The organism is Nostoc sp. C117 (assembly GCF_043099735.1).
Taxonomy (GTDB): domain Bacteria; phylum Cyanobacteriota; class Cyanobacteriia; order Cyanobacteriales; family Nostocaceae; genus Nostoc.
This window is the reverse complement of record NZ_CP170991.1, coordinates 4,782,826-4,796,511: the sequence shown is the minus strand read 5'-3', so window position 1 is coordinate 4,796,511 and position 13,686 is coordinate 4,782,826. Positions and strand designations below refer to the sequence as shown.

4 protein-coding genes are annotated in these 13,686 nt (G+C 41.5%); all 4 read left to right on the top strand.

Annotation, left to right across the window (positions count from 1 at the left end; all coding sequences use genetic code 11):
• The first annotated feature begins 620 nt into the window (after positions 1-620).
• The 4 genes from ACFG4S_RS20730 to ACFG4S_RS20715 all read left to right on the top strand — a co-directional run bounded on the left by ACFG4S_RS20730 (position 621) and on the right by ACFG4S_RS20715 (position 13,573).
• Positions 621-2,789: a putative bifunctional diguanylate cyclase/phosphodiesterase gene (locus ACFG4S_RS20730; RefSeq protein WP_392530901.1), complete on the top strand. Its 2,169-nt coding sequence runs from the start codon at positions 621-623 to the stop codon at positions 2,787-2,789.
• Between the two features lie 255 nt (positions 2,790-3,044).
• Positions 3,045-7,319 (top strand): response regulator, encoded by a 4,275-nt coding sequence (locus ACFG4S_RS20725; protein WP_392530900.1) that lies wholly within the window; start codon positions 3,045-3,047, stop codon positions 7,317-7,319.
• The gene (locus ACFG4S_RS20720) at positions 7,312-8,253 is read left to right on the top strand and encodes a response regulator (RefSeq protein ID WP_392530899.1); all 942 of its coding nucleotides are present in this window, start codon (positions 7,312-7,314) and stop codon (positions 8,251-8,253) included. The genes ACFG4S_RS20725 and ACFG4S_RS20720 overlap by 8 nt, the downstream gene beginning before the upstream one ends.
• A gap of 256 nt (positions 8,254-8,509) precedes the next feature.
• A complete protein-coding gene (locus tag ACFG4S_RS20715) occupies positions 8,510-13,573 on the top strand; it encodes a PAS domain S-box protein (RefSeq protein ID WP_392530898.1) in 5,064 nt (1,687 codons plus the stop codon).
• The last annotated feature ends 113 nt before the right edge of the window (positions 13,574-13,686 follow it).

The window sequence follows — 13,686 nt, the reverse complement described above, 5'->3', positions numbered from 1 at the left end:
TTTTAGATTTTGCCGAAAGTCTCAGCGTCGGCTTCCAGCGCTCAGAACTTTCAAGACGAATTTAGGATTTTGGAGATGTCTAATTCTCAATCCCAAATTTAAAAACTGGTTTCAGAGCAAGCGAATTAAAATATGACAACAAATTTCAAATCCTAAATCTAAAACTTTTTACTCAGAGCTACTGCTGTGAGATATCAGGTCAATTTAAAATCCAAAATTTAGTTGAGTCACAAACCCGATTATACAATAGCCGAACCCCTCATTTCCCATTTATCAAGAGAACAAGGAGAATGAACATACCAGGAGACAACAGAAATGAACATACAAGAAGACAGACTTAGTTTTGCCTCCTTGCTTCTTTCTTCAACTATGCTAGGGGCATTTTTACAAAATTGAAATGAAAATATTGCTGGATTATTCAATGGTTATACCAATTCGCAATTCGCAATCACGCTCTCTCCTAGACGCAGCACGTAGCTTGCTTCTTTGAAGAAGTACGCGGACTTGCTAACACAATTCAAAATTAAGAAAGTGTGATTATCTCTCTCTGGGTTTGCAGGTTTGTATGTGTCACATTCTTTTTTCAAATTGGTATTGTATTACTAAGGAGATTGTAGGGCATGAGTGAACCATTGAACGTGCTGATTGTTGAAGATTCAGAAACCGATGCTATGTTAGTTCTCCGTGAACTGCGTCACGGTGGTTTCAATCCAATTTGGCAGCGTGTCCAAACAGCCCAAGAGCTATATTTAGCTCTCAATAGCTGTACCTGGGATGTGATAATTTCAGATTATCGATTGCCTGGATTCAATGCTCCTGCGGCTTTAGAAATAGCAAAGGAGAGCCAAAAAGATATTCCTTTTATTCTCGTTTCCGGCACAATCGGCGAAGTATTTGCTGTGGAAATGATGAAAGCGGGTGCCCATGATTATGTTATGAAGGATAACTTAAATCGATTGCCAGAGGCAGTACGTCGAGAAATTCGAGATGCACAGGTGCGAGCAGAACGGAAACAAGCCCAAAAGCTGCTAGAAACTTTAGCGTCTAATATACCCGGAATGATTTACAATTTTGTTCGCCATTCTGATGGTTCTAATAGCTTTGAATACATCAGTTTGGGCTGTTTAGATCTTTTAGAGTTAACACCAAATCAAATTTTAGAAAATGCCTCTGTTTGTTTTGCTCAAATTCATATTGATGATCGTACAGGATTTTATGCAGCTGCCAAACAGAGCGCTAAAGCTTTAAAACCATTTTCTTGCGAGTGGCGATTAGTTACACCCTCTGGCAAAATCAAATGGGTACAAACAAATGCTCGTCCAGAGTCTCGAGAAAACGGGGATATTGTCTGGTATGGTGTTTTATTGGATGTGAACGATCGCAAACAAGCACAAGAGTTGATTATTCACAACGCTTTGCACGATCCGTTGACGGATTTACCAAATCGGACACTTTTAGTAGAACGCCTAGAATTAGCGATTAACCGAGCTAAACGACTAGAAACTTATCGTTATGCTGTCTTGTTTCTAGACTTAGATCGATTCAAAGTCATCAATGACAGTCTAGGACATTTAGCTGGAGATCAACTACTAAAGAATATTGCTCAGAAACTAAAAACTCATCTGCGGGAAGTTGATTTAGTCGCTCGCATTGGTGGCGACGAATTTGTAATTTTGCTGGAAGATATTTCTGGTATTGAAAAAGCCATTCAAGTGACTGAGCGTATCCTCACAGATTTTCAAACACCATTGATACTTGGCGATGCAGAAGTGGTTATTAATACAAGCATCGGCATTGTCTTAGGAACAAATCACTATCATCAAGCCTCTGATTTACTTCGAGATGCGGATATTGCTATGTATCGAGCTAAGGCTCAAAAGAGAAGTTCGTACAAAATTTTTGATGTCCAAATGCACACCCAAGCCGTAAATCGACTAACTTTAGAAACCGATATTCGCAAAGCTCTGGAAAGAGAAGAGTTTGTTATATATTACCAACCGATAATTGATCTACTTGGCGATCGCTACGCAAAACAAAGCCAAGACATTGGTACAGCGTCTTTAAAAAAAAACCCACTCCAAGCATGTCAGTTGATTGGATTTGAAGCATTGGTACGTTGGCAACATCCGATTCGCGGGTTGATTTTGCCAAGGGAATTTATTTCTATCGCCGAAGAAACAGGGCTAATTGTGCAAATCGATCGCTGGATGCTCTACACAGCTTGTCAACAACTTGCAAACTGGAAAAAAAAGTTTCCTAGTCATTGTCCCCGAAAAATTAGTATTAATCTTTCTGCTCAAGATATTCGCCAAGGGAACTTCATTGAAGACATGGATAAAATACTAGCCCAAACAAGTTTAGAAGGCGATTCTATAGATTTAGAAATTACTGAGAGTATGCTAATTGAAAATATCAGTAAGACAATAGATTTATTAAGTCAACTAAAGGCAAGAAAAATTCAGATCAGTATTGATGACTTTGGTACTGGTTATTCATCACTCAATTATCTTCATCGTTTACCTGCTGATAATTTGAAGATCGATCGCTCTTTTGTCAGTCAAATGCACGAAGGAAATCGTAATTATCAAGTTGTAAGTACCATCGTTGCTTTGAGTAATCAACTTGGATTAGCCGTGATTGCAGAGGGTATTGAAACGCCACAGCAACTTCAATGGTTACAGGAGCTTGGATGTGAATTCGGTCAAGGTTACTTATTCTCTAAACCCCTCAGCCCCGAAAAAGCAGAAACACTGATAGCGATTCAGGCGGGAAGAGGAATCGGCTTTTAAAAAGCTTAGCACAGTTCGTAGCGAGCAATTCATCACTGATTTTGGATTATTAGGAATAAAGTCCTGACTACAAAAAATTTCATTTATTTCCGACTAGGTACTTAGTAGATAAGTAAGGGTGAATTTTTATTTTTAAATATACACAAATATTCACAAAAAATGTTTCCGTAATTATACCATTGCTGTTCATATTTTAAATTAATTAAAAGTAAACATTACTAAAAAAAAATACTTAAATTTCTCAAAGGCGAATCAGTGGTTAGTCAGTATAAATATCGCTGGTTACAGTTAGTAACAAGTTTTGGCAAGCAATATGTGTTGCCCTTGTTAGTTGGTATTTTGATCTCAATTGCAGTGATTGGACTCCGGGAATGGTTTGTAATTGAAGAACAGTCCAAGATTGAACAACTGATTTACCAACAGGCGATCGCCATTCAAACTGAACTGGCTACTGAACTAAAAACTCGTATCATCGCATTAGAACGGATGGGAGGACGCTGGCAAGTGCGTGGGGGTACTCCTCAAAAGGAATGGGAAGCAGATGCAGCGTCCTCTGTCAAAGACTTCGGAGGATATCGGGCAATTGAATGGGTCGATCCATCTTTGCGAGTGAGATGGATTGTGCCGTTAGCCAGAAACGAAAAAGCATTAAATTTTGATTTAAGTCAAGAAACTAGGCGACGGGAAGCACTAGAAAAAGCACGCGATCGCCATCGAACAACTTTGACTCGCACAGTCAACCTTGTAGTGGGTGGCAAAGGATTTTTAGCATACATACCCTTATTTTTAGAAGATAAATTTGACGGATTCATCTTAGGAGTTTTTCAAATTCAACCCTTTTTTGATTCAGTTGTCCATGTGCCACGAGTTTACAAAATTAAGGTATTTGAGGGTCAGGAATTGATTTATGGTGATGATTCACAACTAACAAAACAGTCACCTTGGCAGCAAGAGATCAACGTTAACTTGTACGGACTTAACTGGCGAGTACAAATTTATCCCACTCCAGAGTTACTCACAAATTTGCATTCGCGCATCCCCACAGTTGTATTGTTTGTGGGGTTATTATTTGCCACCACACTCACTTTGTTAACTTATTTCGCCCAAGCTACCAAAGCGAGTAACTATCAAATAGCAGCCATAAATCAGGAGCTATCTCTCAGAGTTTTAGAGCAGAAAAAAGTCGAAGTTGCTCTACGTCGCCAAGCTCTCACCTTTGAAAATATTCATGATGCCGCGATCGTTACGGATCTTGCAGGCAATATTACAGACTGGAGTCCATCTGCTGAAAGAATATTTGGCTATACCAAAGCGGAGGTTTTAGGCAAAACTCCTCCTGATATTCTTCAACATGCTGAAGAAACAGCTACAAGCTTAAACAATATGGTTCTTGAAGGAATCAAACAGCAGAGACGTTGGTCAGATGAAATTAATGTTGTCCGCAAAGATGGTAGTCAGGGAATTTGCCGCTCCACTGTAGTACCCTTACGAGATGAACACGAGCAAACTATTGCTATCATTGGTTTCCTGCAAGATATCACCGAACGCAAACGCACAGAAGTTCTGCTGATTGAAAGTGAAGAACGTTTTCAATCTTTCATGAATTACAGCCCGATACCTGCCTGGATTACCGATACTGACGGAATGTTTCTCTACGTCAGCGAACCATACTTGCGGGTGTTTCAATTGCCTACACGAGAAATGATTGGCAAAACTGTATCTGACATTTATCCGCCGGAATTTGCCCAGCAATTCATCGACAACATTCAAAGAGTTGCTCATACTAACCAAGTTCTAGAAGCAGTTGAATCTGCACCCTGCATTGACGGTATAGTTCGAGATTTTTTAGTTTATAAATTTCCGATTTCTAGTCAAATCGATCGCTGTTTGGTAGGAGGAATTGCCATTGATATTACCGAGCGCCAACAAGCTGAACGGGCAATACAAAAGCAATTGCAACGCACGATGTTGCTCGAACAAATCACTCAGGAAATCCGTCAAAGCCTGGATACCAAAAAAATCTTTGCTACGGCTGCCATTCAAATTGGACAAGCATTCAAAGTAGACCGCTGTCTAATCCACTCTTATGTGAGTGACGCCACACCACAAATTCCCATAGTCGCAGAGTATGTTGTTCCTGGTTGCAGTTCGATGCTGGAATTAGAGATGCCGATGGTTGGTAATCCTGATGTTGAAAAAATAATCTTACAGGATCGGGCGATCGCTTCTCCCAATGTTTACCTCGATGCTTTACTCCAAACTGCTGAACCAATATTACGGCAGATTGACCTCAAGTCCCTGCTAGTAATCCGCACCTCCTATCAAGGAAAACCGAATGGAATCATTGGCATACACCAGTGCAGCCATTTTCGTCAGTGGACTCCAGAAGAAATAGAATTATTAGAAGCAGTTGCAGCCCAACTGGGTATTGCCCTAGCCCACGCAGATTTACTAGAGCAAGAAAGTCAGCGACTCGAAGAACTCACCTGGAACAACTGGGCACTGAAACAGGCTAAACGGGAAGCAGAAGCTGCAAATCGTGCCAAAAGCGAGTTTTTGGCCATGATGAGCCACGAAATTCGTACTCCAATGAATGCCGTAATCGGTATGACTGGACTACTGCTAGATATGGAACTCACGCCCGAACAACACAACTTTGTAGAAATTATCCGCAGTAGTAGTGATGCCTTGTTGACTATCATCAATGATATTTTGGACTTCTCCAAAATCGAGTCGGGGAAATTAGATTTAGAAGAACATCCTTTCAACCTACGTTATTGCATAGAAGAAGCTCTCGACCTTCTCGCTGCGGAAGCCGCAGCCAAAAACTTAGATTTAGCTTATCTAATTGACTGTCAAAACCCAAAGACAATTGTGGGAGATGTGACGCGAGTCCGACAAATTTTAGTGAATTTAATTGGCAATGCAGTTAAATTCACCAAGGTTGGGGAAGTTGTTGTTTCTGTGACAGTAAAACAAGTAATTAGTCAAGACAAATACGAAATTCAATTTGCCATCAAGGATACAGGCATTGGCATTCCCGAAGAACGACTGGAGCGACTATTTAAGCCTTTTAGCCAGGTTGATGCATCGATGAATCGCCAATATGGCGGTACTGGATTGGGTTTAGTCATCACCAAACGCTTATGTGAAATGATGGGTGGCAGTATTTGGGTTGAGAGTTCTGTGGGGGTTGGCTCGACATTTTATTTTACCCTGGTGGCTGAGTCGGCTTCTAGTCCAGAAATCGTTGACCTGGAGGTTGTTCAACCAAATTTAACCGGCAAACGCTTACTAGTGGTCGATGACAATGCCACTAATCGACAAGTGATCGGCGTCCAAGCCTCAAATTGGGGCATGATTGTTCGCTCTGTGGAGTCTGGTTTGCAAGCTTTGGCATTGATTAATTCTGGAGAGGAATTTGATATTGCCGTTTTAGATATGCAGATGCCAAATATGGACGGTTTAATTTTGGCTAGAATTATTCACTCTCTGCCCAAGTGTCAAGAACTACCCTTAGTGATGCTAAGTTCTGTTGAAAAATTACCAAATAAACAACAGGGAGCCAAATCTGATTTTGCTGCCACTTTGAATAAACCAATTAAGCGATCGCATCTTTACAATGTATTCATCCGCATCTTATACGGGGAAAGAATTTCTCTACTACCCACACAATCACTGCCATTAGTATTTAATTCACAGTTAAGCCAACAACTACCATTACGCATTCTTTTAGTAGAAGATATTTCTTTAAACCAAAAGGTAGCTCTGCAAATTCTCAAACGGTTGGGCTATCGCGCCGATGTTGCTAGTAATGGATTAGAGGCACTGTCAGCTTTACGCCAGCAATTCTATGATTTAGTTTTTATGGATGTGCAAATGCCAGAAATGGACGGACTGCAAGCAACTCGTCGGATCTGTCAAGAATGGCCGCATCACAAGCGACCTTGGATTATTGCCATGACTGCCCATGCCATGCAAGGCGATCGGGAAGAATGCCTCAGTGCTGGAATGAATGACTACATTAGCAAACCGATCCGAGCAGAGGCTCTCATCCAAGTTTTTAACAACTATAGAATTTTCCAGCGATCTAATACACAAATAAAAGATTTTATCAATAGAAATGAACAAATTTCCCAAATAGAAATCAATTCAGAGGTAATTTTAGCATCAGCGATCGACAGCGAAATATTTGCCGCTTTAACAGACATAACAGGCGATGATGCTGGTGAGATTTTAGCGGAGTTCATCGATGGTTATTTAGAAGATGCGCCCCAAAGGTTACTAGCAATTGGTAACGCAATTACCAGAGAAGATGCGGCTGCACTCCGAAGTGCTGCTCATGCTTTGAGATCGTTGAGCGCGACTGTTGGCGCTATGCCTCTGGCTCAACTGTGCGAAGAATTAGAAGCGATCGCTCGTACTGATAATATAGTCAGTGCTTCTACTCTGGTTTCCCAAATTGAAACCGAGTATCAACGGGTAAAAACTGCTTTGCAATTACAACATCCCCAAAATAAAAATGATTAATACCGACTTGGAAAACAACTCACCTGCAATTCTCGTTGTCGATGATGAAAGAGTTTTGCGATTAGTGCTGCGTCGAGCGATGGAAAAAGAAGGATATCGCGTTACTGAAGCGTGCAGTGGACGACATTGTTTAGATATTTTTCAACAGCAGCAACCAGATATAGTTTTACTAGATGCGATGATGCCAGACTTGGATGGCTTTAGTTGTTGTACCCAAATGCAAAGGCTTCTAGGTGATAACTGTCCCCCAATTTTAATGATTACTGTTCTCGACGACCAAGAGTCTGTTGACCGAGCTTTTGAAGCAGGGGCAACAGATTATATCACAAAACCAATCGATTGGAAGGTACTAAGTCAACGAGTCAATCGCTTACTGACATCTCGACGGGCAATAGCGGAAATTCAACGAAAAATCCAACGAGAATGCCATTTGACAGTCCAGATGGAAACAGGAAATCGAGAATTGCAACGCCTAGCCACTGTAGATATTTTAACTCAAATTGCTAACCGTTCCTACTTTGATGAATACCTAGAACGCGAATGGAACCGATTGCAAAAATATCAATTATCTCTATCTTTAATTTTATGTAACATTTCTTTTGTTAATAGCGATATCCCAGATGCATACTTACGACAAATTGCTGACACTATTGGCAAGTGCAAAAGGCGGGGAGCGGATTTAGTAGCTCGCTACGGTGGTGAAGAGTTCGCCATGATTTTACCAAATAGTGAACGCAAATCCGCTTTAGATGTAGCAACAGCGATTTTGTCTGCGACTAAGGCTAATTCTAACAGTGAATTTTTCAGCTTAAAGTTAGGGGTGACGAGCATTCTTCCCAGCCCCGAATCATCCCCACAGCAGTTAATTAATAGAGCCGAAAAAGCTCTCAAACAAGCCAAAATCGCAATAGGCGATCGCATTTACCAGATATAAGTAATATAGAGTTATGCTAAGACAAAATATAATGCATATTTTACATAATTTAGTATTATCAAAATATTATCCTCCTTGTTTGAATATCAAGCTAAATTTTCCGTTTGTATATCAGATAAATCAGAAATTCACCTCTAGCAAAAGAGACTTTTAAAGTAGATCAAAATCTATCTAGAGATTAATTACGAAAAGTTGCAAACTAACTTAGGGTGTATATAGCCTCTGCAACAAGTATTGGTTATTCCTAAACATTTTCATGCCTCATATTAATTACTCCCAATTACTACGTTACGGCATTGTTGTATTCACTGTCGCACTAGCATTAGTGTTAATGCTGATACTTGACCCCTGGTTAGGCATGAGTGGAACTCCTTTTTTGCTGTTTTTTAGCGCTGTTATGGTGAGTGCCTGGTATGGTGGTTTGAAATCAGGGATATTAGCAACTTCTTTGTCTGGCCTACTGAGCAATTACTTTTTCCTCCCACCAGTTTATGAACTGAGTTTTGACCTAACAAATTCTGTGCGAATTGGGTTATTTGCATTGCAAGGATTGCTCTTCAGTATGCTTTGTGAAGCATTAAAAACTGCTAAAAAACACGCTGAAGTGAATGTACAAAAGCTGAGACTTAGTGAAGAACGATTTTCCTTAGCCTTAAGCAGTGCAGATATTATGGTCTTTCAGCACGATCGCAATTTGCGATATCAGTGGATTCATAATCCTCATGGTACAGATGAAATAGAGAAAGTAATCGGTAAATGTGATGATGAAATATTTTCAGCCTCAGTAGCAGAACAATTGACGGCAATTAAGGAAAATGTACTAGAAACTGGTGTTTCCAGACGTCAAGAGGTTTATCTGCCAGTAAATGGAGAAAACCGTTACTATGATTTGCTCCTTGAACCGATGAAGGATACAAACAAGAGCATTGATGGTATTATTTGCGTCGCTATGAATATTACTGAGCGCAAGCAAGCAGAACTAGAAAATGCCAGATTGCAGAGAGAACTTCAGCAAGCGCTTCAGCAAAAAGATGAATCTTTGGCCTTGCTTAATGCTTGGGTTATGACTTCGCCAGTGGCGCTGGCTTTTCTCGATACTGAACTTCGCTACGTTTACGCTAATGAAGCTTTAGCAGCCATTAATGGTGTACCCCAAAGCGAACATTTTGGTCGTACCTTTCAAGAAGTACTACCGCAATGGGCAGAGCAAATTGAGCCTATTTTTCAGCAAGTAATGGAAACTAGGCAGTCGTTACTTAACCAGGAAGTCAGCGGGGAAACTTATCCGTCTGGGGTGTATTGCTACGGTATTGTCAGCTACTATCCGGTGTGTTTGCCGGATGGGCAGTTATTAGGAGTAGGTGTCACGTGCATTGATATTACTCAACAGAAACAATCCGAGCAAACTTTACGGGAAAGCGAAGCCAAGTTTCGCAGTGTCGTTGAGTCAAATATGATTGGCATTGGCTTCTGGCAAAGAGATGGCAGTATCACAGACGCTAACGATGCCTTGTTGAATATGCTTGGTTATTCTCATGAAGAAGTAATTTCTGGAAAACTTAACTGGCAAAACCTAACTCCACCAGAGTACATACCGCTGGATGAACAAGCACTGATTCAACTTCAATATACCCCCTTTTGCACCCCCTTCGAGAAAGAATATATTCGTAAAGACGGCTCACGCGTCCCGATTTTGGTAGGTGCTAGCCACTTTGAAGAGAATTTAAATCGAGGAGCCTTTTTTGTTCTAGATATTACAGAGCGCAAGCAAGCTGAAGAAAAACTCCGCTATATTGCCCAAGTTAGTCGTATACTTTCTACTTCCCTAGATTATGAAGAAACCTTACAACAAATCGCTAAAGTCTCAGTTCCCCAGCTAGCAGATTTGTGTAGCGTCGATATATTGAATGAAGATGGTTCCATTCGTCGCCTACCTATTGCCTATGCAGAACCATCCCAAGCCGATTTGGCGCGTCAACTTCAGGATTATGTGATAGATGACAAGGGTACAAGTGCAATTACTAAAGTACTGCAAACCGGAGAAAGCGAATTAATCTCAGAAATACCTGACTCGCTATTAGTGGCAAATGCTCAAAATCAGCAATACTTAGAACTGATTCGGCAATTGGGGATGAAGTCTGTGATGATTGTGCCGTTAATTGCCCACCAGAAAGTACTCGGTTGCATCAGCTTTGTCAGCACTCAATTAGACCGTCGCTACGATCGCTCTGATTTAACTTTCTTCACAGATATTGCTTATCGCGCCGCTTTAGCAGTGGAAAATGCTCAACTTTATCGAGACATTCATCAAGCTTTAATTCATTATGCCGAATCTCTATCTCTTTTAGATGCCCTGCTGGGCGCTGCTCCGGTGGCTGTATGCTTTTTGGATCGAGAACTGCGATATATCAGAATTAATCAGGTTTTCGCTGACATTAACGGTATAACCATAGACGAGCATTTAGGACGCAAATTTTCCGAAGTGCTACCAGAGATGACAGCTGAGTTGGAGCAACAATTACAGCGCGTATTAGATACTGGAGAACCTCTGCTGAATGTAGAAATTAGCACCGAGACACCAGGACAATCTGAAAATTACGAATATTGGCTGGGCAATTATTATCCGGTGAACAACCGTATGGGCGAAACAGTAGGAATTGGCATGATTTTGGCAGATGTAACCGAGGCAAAACAAACAGAAGTTGCTTTGCGGGAAAGCGAAGAAAGATTCCGGGCAATGTTTAATCAGGCAGCTGTAGGCATTGCTCTGGTAGCCTTAGATGGAGGATTTATTCAGGTGAATCCTGCCCTGTGCGAGATTACTGGATATAGCCATGAAGAATTAATTCAGATGAACTTTCAGGAAATTAGCCACCCTGAAGACTTAGAAGTTGATATGGAGAATGCTCGGCGAGTTTTAGCACAAGAAATTAATGGTTATTCCCTAGAAAAGCGCTATATCCGCAAAGATGGTTCTATTGTTTGGGTAAACTTAACTTCATCCGCAGTTTGGGATAGTAAAGGAGAACTCAAGTATGCCTCAGGTATTATCGAGGATATTAGCGAACGCAAACGAGTTGAAGCCACACAAGAGTTTTTAGTCGAAGCCAGCACCCTACTCGCGGCCTCATTGGATTATGAAATTACCTTAGAAAGTGTGGCGAATCTGGCAGTTCCGACCTTGGCAGACTGGTGTATTGTAGATGTTTTTGGCGAAGATTGGTCAAGTAAACAAATTGCGATCGCCATTGCTGACCCAACAAAACAAAATATCTTAAATCAAATCCAACAGCGTTATCCACCCAAAGGCACAGCCAAACAGCTGGTAGAGCAGCTAAAACTGGGAATATCTGTGTTTTATCCCCAATTATCTGACTCTCATCTGGTGCAGATGTCCCAAGATGAAGCACATCTGCAATTACTACAAAGCTTGGGTATTTGTTCTTTAATGGTGATTCCCGTCCGTTCCCGCGGGCAATTATTTGGAGCAATCTCTTTTTTTACAGCCGAGTCAGGCCGTCACTACGAACACACAGACTTAGCCTTAGCAGAAGATATTGCCCGTCGGGCGGCTACAGCTATCGACAACGCCAGACTTTACCAAGAAACTCAACAGGCAAAACAAGCCGCTGAGCGTTCTATGAATCGCACAGTACTTTTACAAAGCATCACCGCCGCCCTTTCCGAAGCCCTAACTCCCCAACAAGTCGGTGACGTGGTGATGAACCAAGGAATTCTCGCCTTGGGAGCCACCGCTGGTTCTGTTGTCTTACTTACTGAGGGAAATACTACCTTGAAAGTCGTCCAAGCAATTGGCTATCCGCAATCACTGATAGATGCTTGGGCAAGTTTTCCCATTACGGCCCCTAACCCCATAGCTGAAACAGTCAGAACCAAGAAGCCGATTTTTGTAGAAAATTTTGCCGAAAATGTCGCAGCCTTGATGGCAAACTATGCCAGCTTAGCTAATGCTGTGGCTATCACTAGGACTAATGCCTGGGCTTCCATACCATTGATAGCAGAGGGTAAAGCGATTGGGGCTCTGGGATTCAGCTTTGCTACAGCCCAAGCATTTAAAGAAGAAGATCGGGGATTTATGTTGACATTGGGACAGCAATGTGGACAAGCCATTGCCCGCGCTCAACTTTACGAAGCAGAAAAGGCTGCACGAGCGCAATCTGAAACAGCTAACCGTATTAAAGATGAATTCCTCGCTGTGCTTTCTCATGAATTGAGAACTCCCCTGAATCCGATTTTAGGGTGGGCAAAATTACTCAGAACCCGCAAGTTTGACGAAACTACAAAAATCCGGGCGTTAGAAACAATCGAACGCAACGCCAAGTTACAAACCCAACTCATTGAAGACTTGCTAGATGTATCGCGGATTTTACAAGGTAAGATAAATCTAAATCTCCATGCAGTGGATTTGAAAATAGCGATCGCTGCTGCCCAAGAAACGGTACGTTTAGCAGCAGAAGCCAAATCAATTGAAATTCAAACGGTGTTGAGTCATGATATCGGCAAAGTTTTAGGTGATGGCGATCGCTTGCAACAAGTAATGTGGAATTTACTCTCTAATGCCGTTAAATTCACACCCAGCGGCGGACGAGTAGAAGTACGTTTAGAACAGGTTGGCTTGGATGCTCAAATTCAAGTAATTGATACAGGAAAGGGAATCATCCCCGAATTTTTGCCTCATGTCTTTGATTACTTCCGCCAAGCAGATGCCAAAACAACCAGAGTATTTGGGGGATTGGGATTAGGACTAGCAATTGTGCGTCATTTAGTTGAACTTCACGGTGGTACAGTTGAGGCAGACAGTCTCGGAGAAGGAAAAGGAGCAACCTTTACAGTGAAGCTACCTTTGCTGAAAAGTTCCGAGTTAAGAGTTTCCAGTCCTGAGTCTTCTAACTCAGAACTTAATACTGAAGACTCATTACTTTTAGGAGTGCAAATTCTGTTAGTGGACGATCAAGCAGATGTGCGCGACTTTTTTAGCTTTGCCTTAGAACAGTATGGAGCCACGGTAACATCAGCTGCGGATGCAACTGAAGCATTAGAAGTACTAGCCGAGTTCAAACCAGATATCCTGTTAAGCGATATTGGAATGCCCTTGATGGATGGCTACATGCTGCTGCGGGAAGTGAGAAAATTGCCGCCAGAACAAGGCGGACAAATTCCCGCGATCGCCTTAACTGCTTATGCTGGAGAAATTAACTATAATCAAGCCCTAGCAGCCGGATTTCAAAAACACCTACCGAAACCTGTGGAACCGATAGATTTAGCTAAGGCGATCGTTAATCTAATTCGTAATTCCTAATTTCTGCTTCGGCTTCAGCTAGAGTATCTGCCAAGCCATTATTTTGAGCCGGATATATACAAACATTCCAATAGGACTTTTTAATGAAAATTCTAAATCACAAAGACGCGATA

Bases quoted from the DNA above. Each gene is read 5' to 3' on its own strand.
- ACFG4S_RS20720 (WP_392530899.1), top strand. From the start codon at position 7,312: ATGATTAATACCGACTTGGAAAACAACTCACCTGCAATTCTCGTTGTC.
- ACFG4S_RS20715 (WP_392530898.1), top strand. From the start codon at position 8,510: ATGCCTCATATTAATTACTCCCAATTACTACGTTACGGCATTGTTGTA.
- ACFG4S_RS20730 (WP_392530901.1), top strand. From the start codon at position 621: ATGAGTGAACCATTGAACGTGCTGATTGTTGAAGATTCAGAAACCGAT.